The following is a 15,296-nucleotide window of genomic DNA, read 5'->3' as shown; positions in this document are numbered from 1 at the left end:
GTCATGACGGGTCTCCCGGGGTGGTGGGGAGGACCGGCTTGGCGTGGGTGAGGGTGTGGTCGATGTCGCGCATCCGGGTGTACATGGGGGCGTCGGCCGGGCGGCCGCCGTACGTGACGTCGTCGAAGGTGCGGGCCGCCGTGCGCAGGGCCTCGGTGTGCTCCGGGAGGGACAGGGCGGCCTCGGCGGCGGCCTCGTCGGCGGTGCGGCCGGGGCGGGGGTCGAGGAGGGCGCGTTCCTCCAGGGCGCGGACGAGGGCGCGCATGCGTTCCTGCACGGCCTGGTCCCAGCGGCCGGCGGCGGCGTGGGCGTCGGCGGCCGCGCGGTGGTCGGCGGCGCTGCGGGCCCGGTCGCCGAAGAGGTCGCCGGCGGCGGTGGTGCCGGGGGCCGGGCGGCCCAGGCGCCACCAGAGGAGGCCGACGGCCAGCGCGGCCAGGAGGACGACCACCACCAGGCCGAGGCCGCCGCCGGGGGAGGCGCCGGCGGCGGCGTCGAGCAGGTCCTCCAGCCACTCCCAGAGCCGGCGCAGGGCGCGGTCGAGGAGGGACGGGTCGTTCTCGTGGTACATCGGCTTGGACAGCTCGCGTTCGGCCGCCTCGCGGGCGGGGTCGCGCGGCGTGGTGATCGGCGGCCCGCCGTCGGCCGACAGCAGGGTCCTGGTTCCGGTGATGAGGCCCCCCGTGCTCGTCACCGCGGCATCAGCCCGCGCTGCCGGGGGTGGTGCCGTGCGGGGTGTCGTACGTGGTGCCGTAGTTCTCCACGCCGGCCGCCCGGGCCAGTTCCAGGTCCAGGGCCTCGCGGCGGATCCGCTGGTCGATGTAGAGCAGGACGGTGACGCCCGCGGTGATCGGCATGGTGATCGTCAGGGCGACGATCGAGCCGACGGCCATGATGATCAGGTAGGCCCAGGAGGGTTCGTAGCCGGCGGCCCCGAGGCCGCCCTTCGAGACGCCTTCGACCATCAGGCCCAGGAACGTCGTGGGCAGCGTGATGATGCCGGAGACGATGACGGTCAGCAGGCCCGTGAGCAGGGTGATGCCGAGGATCCGCCACCAGGCGCCCTGGACCAGCTTGGAGGAGCGGGCGAGGGACTTGAAGACCCCGGAACGCTCCAGCATCAGCGCCGGCGAGGCCAGGACGAACTTGATCCAGAGCCAGACGACCAGGGCGATCGCGGCGAAGCCGCCGAGCAGGCCCAGGCCCCAGCTCTGCGCGATGATGCCGGGCAGGATCAGGACGACGACCAGTGCGGCGGCGCCGAAGGCCAGCAGCAGGGTCAGTCCGGCGAGCCGCAGGAGCTGGCCGCGGGCGTCGCGCCAGGCGCCGGCCACGGTGGAGGGCTGGCCCAGGACGGCCTTGCTGAAGATCATCGTGAGCATCGCGGTGACCAGGAGTCCGCCGACGAACTGGACGAATCCCGAGCCCAGGCCCACGGCGACGGTGCTGCCGAGCGAGTCGACGAGTTCCTGGGCGGACTCGGGGGTCGGCTCCCCGGTGGTGGTGAACGCGAACCGGGAGAACGCGTACTTCTGTGCGAGCACGGTGACCAGCTGGACGAACGTGGCGACCACGAGGGTGATCGAGAGCACCGAGCGCCAGTGGGTGCGGGTGGTGGCGACGGCGCCGTCGAGGATCTCGCCGAGGCCCAGGGGGCGCAGCGGGATCACGCCGGGCTTGGCCGCCGGGGGCTGTCCCCAGCCGCCGGCGCCCCAGCCGCCCGGGCCGCCGGTGGCGGGGCCGTACCCGTACTGGCCGTATCCGTACTGACCGTAGCCCTGGCCGCCGTCCTGCCGGCCGCCGTACGTGCCCCAGCCGGTGCCCGGCTGGGGCTGTGCCGGCTGCTCCTGGGGTGCCTGGGGCTGCTGGGGCGGCTGTGGGGTCGCGCCGGCGCCGGGCTGGGTCCATTGGCCGGGAGGCGGCTGTTCGGCGGACCAGCGCGGGCCCGCGGGCTGCTGCCCGGGCGCCTGCCCGGGCTGCTGCGGCTGCGAATCCTGGGGCCGTGCGTCCTGGGGCTGCGCCGGCCGGCCGCCGGACGCCCCGGCGGTGGGACCGGGTGCGCCGGAACCCTCCCCCTCCGACGGAGAGGAGCCGGGCGTGGCCCGGCCCGGAGAGTCGTTCATCGTGGCTCCTTCACGGTCCGTTCGGGGCGGGGGCGCTGGTCGGCTGCCATCGTGCCACGCGAGGACGCGGGGCGGACCGGCCGTCCCCCCGGTTTGTTCCGGCCCTGCCCGCACCTTCAATTGTCACCCGGAGAGCGGGCAGACTGGATCACGTCGCGCCACCGGCCGTCGACGTGCTGCCGACGTAGCTGTGGGACAGCTCACCGCCAGGTAACGATTAGCTAATGGGATGATGTCAACCATGAAGGGACGCGTCCTTGTCGTCGACGACGACACCGCGCTGGCCGAGATGCTCGGCATCGTGCTGCGTGGAGAAGGTTTCGAGCCGTCGTTCGTCGCGGACGGCGACAAGGCCCTGGCTGCCTTCCGAGAGGCCAAGCCGGACCTGGTGCTGCTGGATCTCATGCTGCCCGGACGGGACGGCATAGAGGTCTGTCGGCTGATCCGCGCCGAGTCCGGCGTGCCGATCGTCATGCTCACGGCCAAGAGCGACACCGTCGACGTGGTCGTCGGCCTGGAGTCCGGCGCCGACGACTACATCGTCAAGCCGTTCAAGCCGAAGGAGCTCGTCGCGCGCATCCGGGCCCGGCTGCGGCGCTCGGAGGAGCCCGCGCCGGAGCAGCTCGCCATCGGTGACCTGGTCATCGACGTGGCCGGGCACTCGGTCAAGCGGGACGGGCAGTCGATCGCGCTGACCCCGCTGGAGTTCGACCTGCTGGTCGCCCTCGCGCGCAAGCCCTGGCAGGTCTTCACCCGCGAGGTGCTGCTGGAGCAGGTGTGGGGCTACCGGCACGCCGCCGACACCCGCCTGGTCAACGTGCACGTGCAGCGGCTGCGCTCCAAGGTCGAGAAGGACCCCGAGCGCCCGGAGATCGTCGTGACCGTCCGGGGCGTCGGGTACAAGGCGGGACCCAGCTGAGATGACGTCCGGCAGGCCCTCGCCCGGCTTTCTCCGGGGAGCGTCACGGGTCGGCCGGCTGCTCCAGGAAGGGGCGCCCGGCGGGCGAGTGCTGCGCCTGGTCGCCCGGCTCCTGCGGCGTCCGCTGCTGCCGGCGATCCGGCTGTGGCGGCGCAACATCCAGCTGCGCGTCGTCGCCGTCACGCTGCTGATGTCGCTGGCCGTGGTCCTGCTGCTCGGCTTCGTGGTGATCGCCCAGGTCAGCCGGGGTCTGCTGGAGGCCAAGGAGGACGCGGCGCTCAGCCAGGCGGCGGGCGGTTTCGCGGTCGCGCAGGAGAAGGCGAACACGGCGTCCGTCGCGGACGGCGCCGACGCCACCGCCGTCGACACCAAGATCGGCCGGGACGCCAGTACGTGGATGAACTCGCTGGTCTCCCAGCTCGCCAGCGGCGGCCAGTCGGCCTTCGAGGTGGTCGCGCTCGGCGCGGGCGCCGGTGACGACTCCGGCGTGCGCGGGGCGCGCGCCTCGGGCGACGTCGACCCCACGGCGAGCATCCCGGCGGCGCTGCGCAAGTCCGTCAACCACACCGCGGGCACCTACCAGTCCTTCGCACGGATCCGCTACGCCAGCTCCGACAAGGCCTCCGAGCCCGCGCTCGTGGTCGGCAAGCGGCTCACCGACATCAACGGCAGCCCGTACGACCTGTACTACCTCTTCCCGCTGACCCAGGAGGAGGAGTCCCTCAACCTGGTCAAGGGCACCATCGCCACGGCCGGGCTGTTCGTGGTCGTGCTGTTCGGCGCGATCGCCTGGCTCGTGGTGCGCCAGGTCGTCACGCCCGTACGGATGGCCGCGGGGATCGCCGAGCGGCTGTCGGCGGGCAAGCTCCAGGAGCGGATGAAGGTCACCGGCGAGGACGACATCGCGCGGCTGGGCGAGGCCTTCAACAAGATGGCCCAGAACCTCCAGCACAAGATCCAGCAGATGGAGGACCTGTCGCGGATGCAGCGGCGGTTCGTCTCCGACGTCTCGCACGAGCTGCGCACCCCGCTGACCACGGTCCGGATGGCCGCCGACGTCATCCACGAGGCCCGCGTCGACTTCGACCCGGTCACGGCGCGCTCCGCGGAACTGCTGGCCGGGCAGCTCGACCGGTTCGAGTCGCTGCTGGCGGACCTGCTGGAGATCAGCCGGTTCGACGCCGGGGCCGCCGCCCTGGAGGCGGAGGCGATCGACCTGCGGGACGTCGTACGCCGGGTCATCGACGGTGCCGAACCGCTGGCCGAGCGCAAGGGCACCCGGATCCGGGTCCTCGGCGACACCCAGCCGGTGGTGGCGGAGGCCGACGCCCGGCGGGTGGAGCGGGTGCTGCGCAACCTGGTCGTCAACGCCGTCGAGCACGGCGAGGGCCGGGACGTCGTGGTGCGGCTGGCCTCGGCCGGCGGCGCCGTCGCCGTCGCCGTGCGTGACTACGGCGTGGGCCTCAAGCCGGGCGAGGCCACCCGGGTCTTCAACCGGTTCTGGCGGGCCGACCCGGCCCGCGCCCGGACCACCGGCGGCACGGGCCTGGGCCTGTCGATCGCCGTCGAGGACGCCCGGCTGCACGGCGGCTGGCTCCAGGCCTGGGGCGAGCCGGGCGGCGGTTCGCAGTTCCGGCTGACGCTGCCGCGCACCGCCGACGAGCCGCTGCGCGGCTCCCCGATCCCGCTGGAGCCGGAGGACTCGCGGGCCAACCGGGCCCGCGCCGCCGCCGAGCGGTCCGCCGCCCAGCAGGCCGCCGCCCCGGCGGGTCCCTCCGGTGCGCCGGCCGGCCGTACGGCGGCGGGCCCGGGCACGGGCGCCGACCGGTCGCCGATACCGCCGCGCCCGGCCGCGGCGCCGCCCGCCGACCCCACCGCCCTCCCGGGCAGCGGGGCCCGGGTGGTGGCCCGTACCAACGGAGGGGCCGAGCAGGCCCAGGAGGATGCGGAACGTGGACGCTGAGGACCGGGCCGCCGTGACCGCCGGGTCTGCGGCCGGGCGCCCGGCGGGCCCCGAGCTCCTGGCCGGCCGCCGCCGGCGCCGCGGCCGGGTGGCCGGGCTGCGGGCCGGCGCCGTCGCGGGCGGGCTCGCCGTGCTGGTGCCCGGCTGCGCCTCGATGCCCGACCACGGGGAGATCCGCCAGGTCAAGGCCTCGCAAGGCGTGGACTCCCAGGTCCGTGTGTTCGGCGTACCGCCGGCCGAGAACGCGAGCCCGTCGGACATCGTGGACGGCTTCGTGGAGGCCATGACCGCCGACGACCCGCAGCTGGAGACCGCCCGCAAGTACCTGACCGAGGAGGCCGCCAAGAACTGGCGGCCCGGCTCGGGCATCACCGTGACCTCCGGCGGCCTGAGCTGGGCGTCGGTGCAGAGCGAGAAGGACCCCCAGGGGCCGCGGTTCAAGCTCAGCGGCAAGAAGCTGGCCACCGTCGACGAGCACAGCGCGTACCAGCCGCACACCGGCGGCGGGACCTACGGCGAGTACCTGCAGATGGTCAAGAACAAGGACGGGCAGTGGCGCATCGCGACGCCGCCCGGCGGGCTGGTGCTCAGCGAGTCCGACTTCCAGCGCATCTTCAAACCCGTCAACAAGTACTACTTCTCCGGCTCGACGCTGGTCGCCGACCCGGTGTACGTGCGCCAGCGCACCGACCCCGAGACCCGCATGGACCCGATGGCGCAGACCGTCACCTCCCTGCTGACCGGTCCCTCCAACTGGCTCGGCCCCGTGGTCACCTCCAGCTTCCCCACCGGGACCGAGCTGCGCGAGGGCACCAAGTCGCTGACGTACGACAGCCAGAACGGGCAGACCACGCTGCGGGTGCCGCTCAACGGCAAGGCCGACGACGTGGCGCAGCCGCAGTGCCAGAAGATGGCCGCCCAGCTCTTCTACACGGCGCAGGACCTGATCTCCTCCCGGCTGGACCGGGTCGAGCTGCTGCGCTCGGACAAGTCCTCGCTGTGCGGGGTGACCGAGGCCGCGGCGTCGACGATCGCCGGCCGTGCGGCCGGGCGCTACCACCAGTACTACGTCGACAACGACGCCCGGCTGGTGCGGATGGAGCTGCCGACCGAGAGCGACGAGGTCCAGCGGCGGGCCGAGTCGGTGCCCGGTCCGCTGAACGCACCGGGCTTCCGGGTGGGTTCGGCGGCGGTCTCCTACGACGAGCAGCGCGCGGCGGTGGTGTCGGAGGACGGCCACGGTCTGCACGTGGTCTCGCTGACCACGGCCGGGCAGATGCCGGCGGCGGTGCTGACCAGCAGGACCAACAAGCTGACGACGCCGAGCTGGGACGCCCGGGGCGACCTGTGGGTGGCCGACCAGGACCCGGCGGCGCCGCCGCTGTGGCTGGTGCGCGGCGGGACCGGCAAGCCCGAGAAGGTCGAGGTCGCCGGGCTGGACGGCGGCCGGATCAGCGCCGTGCGGGTGGCTCCGGACGGGGTGCGGATCGCGCTGCTGGTGGTCAAGGACGGCCGCAAGAACCTCTACATCGGCCGGATCGAGCGGCCCGAGCGCCGGCCCGACGGGCCGGGCGCCGCCACGGACACGGCGGTCTCGGTGCGCGAGCTGCGGCCCGCGGCGCCGCAGATGGCCGAGGTGACGGCGATGAGCTGGGCCCCGCGGGGCCGGCTGCTGGTGGTCGGCCGGGAGAGCGGGGGTGTGGTGCAGGCCCGCTACATGCTCTCGGACGGCTCCATGGTCGCGGCGAGTCTGCCGGGTGCGACGGGCCTGACCGCGATCGCGGCCTCGGACAACGAGAAGGACCCGGTGGTGGCCCACTCGGTCGACGACGGCATCGTCTGGCTGCCGCTGGGTGCGCAGTGGCGCACGGTGGCGGCGGGCGGCAAGGCGCCGGTCTACCCGGGCTGAGCCGCGTCATCCGGAACGGGTAGTACGGGTAGTACCCCGGTGGGGCAGGGGCCACCGTCCTCGGCGCGTTGTCCACAGGGGTCGCGCGGTCGGTCGCCGTACCGGCAGGCTGAGTGCCGTGCCGGGGTGGTGGCAGGAGGTCGTCGGGCTGGTGCTGCCGGCCGTGTGCGCGGGCTGCGGTGCCGTGCGGGGCGTGCTGTGCGAGGCCTGCCGCGAGGCCTTGACGGGCGCGGACCTCGGCCCGGGCCGGGGGCCGGGCGGCCGCCGGGTGCGGCCGCGGCCGGTGCCGGGCGGTCTGCCGCCGGTGTACGCCGCCGCGCCGTACGAAGGGGTCGTACGGGCCGTGCTGCTCGCCCACAAGGAGCGCGGGGCGCTGCCCCTGGCCGAACCCCTCGGGGCGGCGCTGGCCGGCGCCGTGCGCGCCGGGCCGCTGCCGGGCGGGCCCGTGGTGCTGGTGCCGGTGCCGTCCGCCCCGGCGCGGGTACGGGCGCGGGGGCACGACCCGGTCCGGCGGATCGCGCTGGCCGCGGCCGCCCGGCTGCGCCGGGAGGGCACCGCGGTCCGGGTGGCGGCCGTCCTCGGGCAGCGGCGCCCGGTGGCCGACCAGGCGGGCCTGGGCGCGCGCGAGCGGCGGCGGAATCTGGCCGGTGCCCTGTACGTACGGCCCGGTGGCGCGGGCCTCCTGGCGGGCGCACGGACGGTCCTGGTGGACGATCTGGTGACCACCGGCGCGACCCTCGCGGAGGCCGCCCGGGCCGTGCGGGCGCAGGCCCCCGCGGCGGCCGGTCCCGACCTGCTCGCGGCGGTGGTCGCCGGGCCCTCGGATGCGTTTGAGTCAAGATCGGAGAAAACCCGAACAGCACCATGGGGATGCGAATAGATTTGGAACTGATCGGGAAGGCGCATCGTTGCAGGTGGTGAGAGGAATGCAGCACCTGGACCGAGGTAGGTTCCGGTAGCGGGTGCCGACAACCGGCCTGGAGAGATATGTTCGGTTGAAGAGGAACTGGCGAGCCTCGGCCCACGAGGAGGTGAAAGTCGCCAAGTCCGAGGCTCCGGTGTTCACCGGGGCCTGGTGTGCAAAAGGGAGACGCTCCGCCGGGGCGGCGGAGCAATCCGGGAACGGAGTTCTGCGTGGACATCGTCGTCAAGGGCCGTAAGACCGAAGTGCCCGAGCGGTTCCGCAAGCACGTGGCCGAAAAGCTCAACCTCGACAAGATCCAGAAGTACGACGCGAAGGTGATCAGCCTGGACGTCGAGGTGTCGAAGGAGCTCAACCCGCGGCAGGCCGACCGTTCCGACCGTGTGGAGATCACCGTGCGTTCGCGCGGTCCCGTGATCCGGGCCGAGGCCGCTGCCTCCGACCCGTACGCGGCGCTGGACCTCGCACACGAGAAGCTGGAGGCCCGGCTGCGCAGGCAGCACGACAAGCGCCACAGCCGCCGCGGCGCCGGACGACTCTCCGCCGCGGAAGTCGCCGACGTCGTCCCCGACGCCGCGACCCTCAATTCGAACGGCGAACCGGTGTCCGAGAGTCAGGCGGACGCGGTCCCGACGACCCGCATCGGATCGCTCGAAGTCAAGGGCGAGGGACCCCTCATCGTCCGCGAGAAGACCCACTCGGCCGCACCCATGTCGCTCGACCAGGCGCTTTACGAAATGGAGCTGGTCGGGCACGACTTCTATCTTTTCGTCGACTCCGAGACGAAGCTGCCCAGCGTCGTCTACCGGCGTCACGCCTATGACTACGGCGTCATTCACGTCAATCCCGACGGTGCCTCCAGCTCGGAGGAGCCGCGCGGCGGCGCGGGCGGCGCGCTCGGCGGCTGACGGCCGGGCCCGTCGGTGCCCCTGTGGACGCCCGGTGCGTCCCGGGGGCACCCGTATGCTGGCGGTCAGTCAATCGGCGGGCGAATGCGCCGAATTGGTGCGGACCTTGCAGGGGGAGGAACGGATGGCGGACACCTTCGAGCCCGGCAGCTTCGGTACGGGCGGCGGCTCGACCGACGAGCCGATCCGGGTGCTCGTGGTGGACGACCACGCCTTGTTCCGGCGCGGACTGGAGATCGTCCTCGCGCAGGAGGAGGACATCCAGGTCGTCGGAGAGGCCGGGGACGGGGCCGAGGCGGTGGACAAGGCCGCGGACCTGCTGCCGGACATCGTGCTGATGGACGTACGGATGCCGCGGCGCGGCGGGATCGAGGCCTGTACGTCCATCAAGGAGGTGGCCCCCTCCGCGAAGATCATCATGCTGACCATCAGCGACGAGGAGGCCGACCTCTACGACGCGATCAAGGCGGGCGCGACCGGGTACCTGCTCAAGGAGATCTCCACGGACGAGGTGGCCACCGCCATCCGGGCCGTGGCGGACGGCCAGTCGCAGATCAGCCCCTCGATGGCGTCGAAGCTCCTGACGGAGTTCAAGTCGATGATCCAGCGGACGGACGAGCGCCGGCTGGTGCCGGCGCCCCGGCTGACCGACCGCGAGCTGGAGGTGCTCAAGCTCGTGGCGACCGGGATGAACAACCGGGACATCGCCAAGGAGTTGTTCATCTCCGAGAACACCGTCAAGAACCACGTGCGCAACATCCTGGAGAAGCTGCAGCTGCACTCCCGGATGGAGGCCGTGGTGTACGCGATGCGCGAGAAGATCCTGGAGATCCGCTGACCGCCTCCGGGGGGCCACCGCACCGGCGTGCCGTGGCCGGGCCGGGGTTCAGTCGAGACGGGTCAGCTCGGCCGTGATCGCCTCCACCTCGGCGGGGGACGCGGCCCGGTCGACCCGGACCGCGTCGCAGCCGACCCACTCCGCCGCCTCGCGCAGGGCCGCCGCCATCGCCGGGGCCGCCTTCGGCGTGGTCAGGGAGAGCTGGCGGGCGACCAGGGTGCGGCCCTCGCGGGCCGGGTCGACGCGCCCCTGGAGGCGGCCCTGGGCCAGCAGCGGCATGGCGAAGTAACCGTGCACCCGCTTCGGCCGGGGCACGTACGCCTCCAGCCGGTGGGTGAAGCCGAAGATCCGCTCGGTGCGCGCCCGGTCCCAGACCAGCGAGTCGAACGGCGAGAGCAGCGTCGTACGGTGCCGGCCCCTCGGTACGGTCGCCAGCGCGGCCGGGTCCGCCCAGGCCGCGGCGGGCGCCCCGCCCTTGCCCCAGCCCGCCACCTCGACCGGCACCAGACCGGAGTCGGCGACGACCGCGTCGACCTGCTCGCCCTTGAGCCGGTGGTAGTCCGCGAGGTCGGCACGGGTGGCCACGCCCAGGGACTGCCCGGCCAGTGCCACCAGGCGCCGCAGGCACTCGCGGTCGTCGAGGTCGTCGTGGAAGATCGCGTCCGGCACGGCCCGCTCGGCCAGGTCGTAGACCCGCTTCCAGCCCCGCCGCTCGGTGCAGACCACCTCACCGGTGTCCAGCAGCCACTCCACCGCGATCTTGGTCTCGGACCACTCGAACCACTCCCCGCCGTTCTTCGCCCCGCCCAGCTCGGACGAGGTCAGCGGTCCCTCCGCCGCCAGCCGCGCCAGCACGGCCCCGGTGGACTGCTCCTTGTCCTTCAGGTGGTGCCAGCGGTGTCCGCGGGCCCGCATGGCCCGGCGGCGGAACGCGAAGTGCGGCCACTCCTCGACGGGCAGGATGCACGCCGCGTGCGACCAGTACTCGAAGGCGTGGCTGTCGGACCAGTACGCCCGCTCCACGGCCTCGCGGCCCACCGCGCCCAGCCGCGCGTACGGCACCAGCTCGTGCGAGCGGGCCAGCACCGAGATCGTGTCGAGCTGTACGGCGCCCAGGTGGCGCAGCACCCCGCGGACCCCGCCGCGCCGGTCGGGCGCGCCCAGGAACCCCTGGGCGCGCAGCGCGATCCGGCGGGCCTCGTCGGCGGACAGGGACAGGGACGGCGGCGGGAGCAGGCTCATGGCCGCAGCCTAGGACCGGCCACTGACAACGCCCCTGACCTGCTCAGACCGCGCGGGGGCCGGGATCCTGGTGCGCTTCCCCGCCCACGCTCCGGTCGCCGCCCGGGGCCGGGTCCTGGTCCGGCGCCGGCAGGTACGGCAGGGCCGACGGCAGGCCCACGTCGCCGGGGAGCAGGCCGCCCACCCAGCAGTCCCGCCAGGTGCCGCGCACCGGCAGCCCGGCCCGCAGGACGCCCTCGACGCGGAAGCCGGCCTTCTCGGCGACCGCCCGGGAGCCGGCGTTGCCGACCTCGGCCCGCCACTCCACCCGCCCCGCGCCGAGCCCGGTGAAGGCCCAGCGGGTCACCGCGCGCACGGCCTCCACGGTGTAGCCGTGGCCGCGGTGCTCCGCCGCCGCCCAGTAGCCGACCTCGTAGCCCCGTACGCCGAGCACGTGCAGGCCGACCGCGCCCACGAGGGTCCCGGAGTCCGCCCGGCACACGGCGAAGGAGTACTCGGTGTCCCGCGCCCAGCCGGCCGGGGCGATCTCCGCGGTCCAGCCGCGCGCCTCCCGGGGCCCGTACGGAACGGGGACGGCGGTCCAGCGCTGGATGGCGGGGTCCTGGCAGGCGCGGTGGACGGCGTCGGCGTCACCGGGCGCCCACGGCCGCAGCAGCAGCCGCTCGGTGGTCAGGGTGGTGGGTTCCATGGCCGGATTCTGGGGCGGTGACGTCGCGGAAGCGAACAGTTTTCGCAAAGTGCGGCACCTTCGCCGGGCCCTGCGCGTTGTCCTTGCGGGTGCCGGCCGCCCCGCGGCCGCGGTAGACCTCCCGACGCGGCCACGTCCTCGCTTACGATGGCCGTTGCGGTGGGGCCCACCTGCCGTGCCCGTGTACGAACCAGTGCCAGGCCCGACCGGCAAGGAGACCCGCCTCAGTGTCCGTCCTCACCAAGATCATGCGTGCAGGCGAAGGCAAGATCCTGCGCAAGCTGCACCGCATTGCGGACCAGGTCAACTCCATCGAAGAGGACTTCGTCAACCTCTCCGACGCCGAGTTGCGGGCGCTCACGGACGAGTACAAGCAGCGCTACCAGGACGGCGAGTCCCTGGACGACCTGCTGCCCGAGGCCTTCGCCACCGTCCGTGAGGCCGCCAAGCGCGTCCTCGGCCAGCGCCACTACGACGTCCAGCTCATGGGCGGCGCGGCCCTGCACCTCGGGTACGTGGCGGAGATGAAGACCGGTGAGGGCAAGACCCTGGTCGGCACCCTGCCCGCGTACCTCAACGCGCTGTCCGGCGACGGCGTCCACCTGATCACGGTGAACGACTACCTCGCCGAGCGCGACTCCGAGATGATGGGCCGCGTCCACCGCTTCCTCGGCCTGAGCGTGGGCTGCATCCTGGCGAACATGTCGCCGGCCCAGCGCCGCGAGCAGTACGCGTGCGACATCACGTACGGCACGAACAACGAGTTCGGCTTCGACTACCTGCGCGACAACATGGCGTGGTCGAAGGACGAGCTGGTCCAGCGCGGCCACAACTTCGCCGTGGTCGACGAGGTCGACTCGATCCTCATCGACGAGGCCCGTACCCCGCTGATCATCTCCGGCCCGGCCGACCAGGCCACCAAGTGGTACGGCGACTTCGCCAAGCTGGTCACCCGCCTGACCAAGGGCGAGCCCGGCAACCCGCTCAAGGGCATCGAGGAGACCGGCGACTACGAGGTCGACGAGAAGAAGCGGACCGTCGGCATCCACGAGTCCGGCGTCGCCAAGGTCGAGGACTGGCTCGGCATCGACAACCTCTACGAGTCGGTGAACACCCCGCTCGTCGGGTACCTGAACAACGCCATCAAGGCGAAGGAACTGTTCAAGAAGGACAAGGACTACGTCGTCCTCGACGGCGAAGTCATGATCGTCGACGAGCACACCGGCCGTATCCTCGCCGGCCGCCGCTACAACGAGGGCATGCACCAGGCGATCGAGGCGAAGGAAGGGGTGGACATCAAGGACGAGAACCAGACCCTCGCCACGATCACCCTGCAGAACTTCTTCCGCCTCTACAAGAAGCTCTCCGGCATGACCGGTACGGCCATGACCGAGGCCGCCGAGTTCCACCAGATCTACAAGCTGGGCGTCGTGCCGATCCCGACGAACCGGCCCATGCAGCGCGTGGACCAGGCGGACCTGATCTACCGCACCGAGGTCGCGAAGTTCGCCGCCGTCGTCGACGACATCGCGGAGAAGCACGAGAAGGGCCAGCCGATCCTGGTCGGCACCACCTCGGTCGAGAAGTCCGAGTACCTCTCGCAGCAGCTCAGCAAGCGGGGCATCCCGCACGAGGTGCTCAACGCCAAGCACCACGAGCGCGAGGCCGCGATCGTCGCGCAGGCCGGCCGCCGCGGCGCGGTCACGGTCGCCACGAACATGGCCGGCCGTGGTACGGACATCAAGCTCGGCGGCAACCCGGACGACCTCGCCGAGGCCGAGCTGCGCCAGCGCGGCCTGGACCCGGAGGAGCACATCGAGGAGTGGGCGCACGCCCTGCCCGAGGCGCTCCAGCGGGCCGAGGCGGCCGTGAAGGCCGAGTTCGAGGAGGTCAAGGAGCTCGGCGGGCTGTACGTGCTGGGCACCGAGCGGCACGAGTCGCGGCGCATCGACAACCAGCTCCGCGGCCGTTCGGGCCGTCAGGGCGACCCCGGCGAGTCCCGTTTCTACCTCTCGCTGGGCGACGACCTGATGCGGCTGTTCAAGGCGCAGATGGTCGAGCGCGTGATGTCCATGGCCAACGTGCCGGACGACGTCCCGATCGAGAACAAGATGGTGACGCGGGCGATCGCGTCCGCCCAGTCGCAGGTCGAGACCCAGAACTTCGAGACCCGTAAGAACGTCCTGAAGTACGACGAGGTCCTCAACAACCAGCGCGAGGTCATCTACCGCGAGCGCCGGCGCGTCCTGGAGGGCGAGGACCTGCACGAGCAGGTGCGCCACATGATGGACGACACCATCGACGCGTACATCGCGGCCGAGACCGTCGAGGGCTTCGCCGAGGAGTGGGACCTGGACCGGCTGTGGGGCGCGTTCAAGCAGCTCTACCCGATCAAGGTCACCATCGAGGAGGTCGAGGAAGCGGCCGGTGACCGCGCCGGCATCACGGCGGAGTTCATCGCGGAGCTGGTCAAGGACGACATCCACGAGCAGTACGACGCCCGCGAGAAGCAGCTCGGCTCGGAGGTCATGCGGGAGCTGGAGCGGCGGGTCGTCCTGTCGGTCCTGGACCGCAAGTGGCGTGAGCACCTCTACGAGATGGACTACCTCCAGGAGGGCATCGGCCTGCGGGCGATGGCGCAGAAGGACCCGCTGGTGGAGTACCAGCGCGAGGGCTTCGACATGTACAACGCCATGCAGGACGGCATCAAGGAGGAGTCCGTCGGCTACCTGTTCAACCTGGAGGTCCAGGTCGAGCAGCAGGTCGAGGAGGTCCCGGTCCAGGAGGAGGCCTCCGTCCCGGCGGCCCGCCCGGAGATCAAGGCCAAGGGCCTGGACGCCCCGCAGCGCCGCGGCGGCCTGCACTTCTCGGCGCCGTCGGTGGACGGCGAGGGCGGCGTGGTCGAGGGCGACTTCGAGGACGACGGCACCCCGTCCGGCGACGGCATGACCCGGGCGGAACGCCGCAAGGCCCAGCGCGCCACGGGCGGCCGCCGCCGCAAGAAGTGACCCCGGGCCTCCCCGGATCCCAGGGCCGGCCCCTGCGCACCTCCTGCGCGGGGGCCGGCCCTTTCGGCGTTCCGGGCGGCGGTCAGGCCAGGGGCCCGGCCAGTTCCAGGGCTGCGCAGCGCCAGCGGAGGTCGGGGCCCTGTTCCAGGCGGAAGGCCATGGCGGTGACGCGGTCGCCGACGGCGATGCGGGCGAAGGCCTCGATGACGCCCGGGCCCGGGTGGAAGCGGCCGCAGTGGCGCAGGACCGGGCGCGGGCCCGGGGCCGGCGGGCCCACCGGGGCCAGGGCGATCAGCTGGTCGTAGGCCGGGCCGATGGTGTGGCCGAGTAGGGCGTGGACCGGGCGCAGCCCGCAGAGGACGGCCAGGATCCGTTCGGCGAACCAGTAGTGCGGGCCGAGCCGCAGCGCGCGGGGCGCGGCCGGCGGCCGCCGCTGGTCCCGCCGCCCGCCGGGCCGCGTCCGCGCGACGTCCCGGCCCCGCCCCCCACCCCGCACCGGAGGCATGGCCCCACCGTCGACGACACCCTGGTCCATGCGATCGCCCCCGCATCACCGAAAGGCCCGGCGAGTACCGGGCGGTAACTTGTGGTGACCCTTGTAGGCCGACCCGCTACCGTCCGCAATCACCCCCACTCCGCCGACCGCACCCCCGCCGAACTCGGCGAACGAGGCGTTGGTGGCGGTGATGACCGCGTCGATGTCGTGGAGGAGGGTCCCGTTCCAGTCCCATACGAGGTGGGGGCCGGGGGCAGGGCTCGCGGCCCCCACCTCGTATGGG

Annotated in this window: 12 protein-coding genes and 2 pseudogenes; 8 read left to right on the top strand and 6 right to left on the bottom strand. The window is 72.9% G+C overall.

Translation table 11 applies throughout. The features are described 5' to 3' along the window. Position 1: 1 nt before the first annotated feature. Together EF918_RS22280 and EF918_RS22275 are read right to left on the bottom strand one after the other, a co-directional pair. Positions 2–691, bottom strand: coding sequence for a DUF4129 domain-containing protein (locus tag EF918_RS22280; protein WP_260610496.1), 690 nt, complete (start codon positions 689–691; stop codon positions 2–4). A gap of 7 nt (positions 692–698) precedes the next feature. Continuing rightward, positions 699–2,120: a glycerophosphoryl diester phosphodiesterase membrane domain-containing protein gene (locus EF918_RS22275; RefSeq protein ID WP_125649542.1), complete on the bottom strand. Its 1,422-nt coding sequence runs from the start codon at positions 2,118–2,120 to the stop codon at positions 699–701. Between the two features lie 229 nt (positions 2,121–2,349). Between EF918_RS22275 and mtrA the strand changes: the two genes are divergently transcribed. From mtrA to EF918_RS22245, 7 genes and pseudogenes are all read left to right on the top strand, one after another. Next, a complete protein-coding gene (mtrA, locus tag EF918_RS22270) occupies positions 2,350–3,039 on the top strand; it encodes a two-component system response regulator MtrA (protein ID WP_199922743.1) in 690 nt (229 codons plus the stop codon). Between the two features lies 1 nt (position 3,040). Continuing rightward, entirely contained in the window at positions 3,041–5,002 is a 1,962-nt protein-coding gene (gene mtrB / locus EF918_RS22265) for an MtrAB system histidine kinase MtrB (RefSeq protein WP_185921859.1), read from the top strand. Further along, entirely contained in the window at positions 4,992–6,911 is a 1,920-nt protein-coding gene (locus EF918_RS22260; protein ID WP_312847854.1) for an LpqB family beta-propeller domain-containing protein, read from the top strand. The genes mtrB and EF918_RS22260 overlap by 11 nt, the downstream gene beginning before the upstream one ends. Positions 6,912–7,029: 118 nt before the next feature. Then, the gene (locus EF918_RS22255; protein WP_125649535.1) at positions 7,030–7,791 is read left to right on the top strand and encodes a ComF family protein; all 762 of its coding nucleotides are present in this window, start codon (positions 7,030–7,032) and stop codon (positions 7,789–7,791) included. 197 nt (positions 7,792–7,988) lie between these two features. Beyond that, entirely contained in the window at positions 7,989–8,741 is a 753-nt protein-coding gene (gene raiA, locus EF918_RS22250) for a ribosome-associated translation inhibitor RaiA (RefSeq protein ID WP_125649532.1), read from the top strand. Then, a pseudogene (locus tag EF918_RS39320) lies at positions 8,686–8,823 on the top strand (hypothetical protein); the annotation flags it as partial. The gene raiA and the pseudogene EF918_RS39320, both read left to right, overlap by 56 nt. Positions 8,824–8,865: 42 nt before the next feature. After that, positions 8,866–9,579 (top strand): response regulator transcription factor, encoded by a 714-nt coding sequence (locus EF918_RS22245; RefSeq protein ID WP_260610493.1) that lies wholly within the window; start codon positions 8,866–8,868, stop codon positions 9,577–9,579. Between the two features lie 48 nt (positions 9,580–9,627). On the opposite strand, the gene EF918_RS22240 is transcribed toward EF918_RS22245, so the two are convergent. Together EF918_RS22240 and EF918_RS22235 are read right to left on the bottom strand one after the other, a co-directional pair. Continuing rightward, the gene (locus EF918_RS22240; protein WP_125649524.1) at positions 9,628–10,821 is read right to left on the bottom strand and encodes a winged helix-turn-helix domain-containing protein; all 1,194 of its coding nucleotides are present in this window, start codon (positions 10,819–10,821) and stop codon (positions 9,628–9,630) included. A 43-nt stretch (positions 10,822–10,864) separates the two neighbouring features. Then, positions 10,865–11,509 carry a GNAT family N-acetyltransferase gene (locus EF918_RS22235; protein ID WP_125649521.1) on the bottom strand — a complete coding sequence of 215 codons (645 nt, stop codon included), beginning with the start codon at positions 11,507–11,509 and terminating at the stop codon, positions 10,865–10,867. A 227-nt stretch (positions 11,510–11,736) separates the two neighbouring features. On the opposite strand from EF918_RS22235, the gene secA reads away from it, so the two are divergent. Continuing rightward, positions 11,737–14,517, top strand: coding sequence for a preprotein translocase subunit SecA (gene secA / locus EF918_RS22230; RefSeq protein ID WP_125649518.1), 2,781 nt, complete (start codon positions 11,737–11,739; stop codon positions 14,515–14,517). 82 nt (positions 14,518–14,599) lie between these two features. Here secA and EF918_RS22225 read toward each other — a convergent pair whose 3' ends face one another. Then, on the bottom strand, positions 14,600–15,022 hold the full coding sequence (locus EF918_RS22225; protein WP_125649516.1) for an Rv3235 family protein: 423 nt from the start codon (positions 15,020–15,022) through the stop codon (positions 14,600–14,602). A gap of 147 nt (positions 15,023–15,169) precedes the next feature. Continuing rightward, a pseudogene (locus EF918_RS37725) lies at positions 15,170–15,286 on the bottom strand (HAD family hydrolase); the annotation flags it as partial. Between the last annotated feature and the right edge of the window lie 10 nt (positions 15,287–15,296).

This window comes from Streptomyces sp. WAC06614 (genome assembly GCF_003949795.1).
GTDB lineage: Bacteria > Actinomycetota > Actinomycetes > Streptomycetales > Streptomycetaceae > Streptomyces.
The sequence above is the reverse complement of the archived record's forward strand: the minus strand, read 5'-3'. Positions and strand labels throughout refer to the sequence as shown.

Bases quoted from the DNA above. Each gene is read 5' to 3' on its own strand.
- mtrA (WP_199922743.1), top strand. From the start codon at position 2,350: ATGATGTCAACCATGAAGGGACGCGTCCTTGTCGTCGACGACGACACC.
- EF918_RS22245 (WP_260610493.1), top strand. From the start codon at position 8,866: ATGGCGGACACCTTCGAGCCCGGCAGCTTCGGTACGGGCGGCGGCTCG.
- EF918_RS22275 (WP_125649542.1), bottom strand. From the start codon at position 2,120: ATGAACGACTCTCCGGGCCGGGCCACGCCCGGCTCCTCTCCGTCGGAG.
- EF918_RS22240 (WP_125649524.1), bottom strand. From the start codon at position 10,821: ATGAGCCTGCTCCCGCCGCCGTCCCTGTCCCTGTCCGCCGACGAGGCC.
- EF918_RS22235 (WP_125649521.1), bottom strand. From the start codon at position 11,509: ATGGAACCCACCACCCTGACCACCGAGCGGCTGCTGCTGCGGCCGTGG.
- mtrB (WP_185921859.1), top strand. From the start codon at position 3,041: ATGACGTCCGGCAGGCCCTCGCCCGGCTTTCTCCGGGGAGCGTCACGG.
- EF918_RS22225 (WP_125649516.1), bottom strand. From the start codon at position 15,022: ATGCCTCCGGTGCGGGGTGGGGGGCGGGGCCGGGACGTCGCGCGGACG.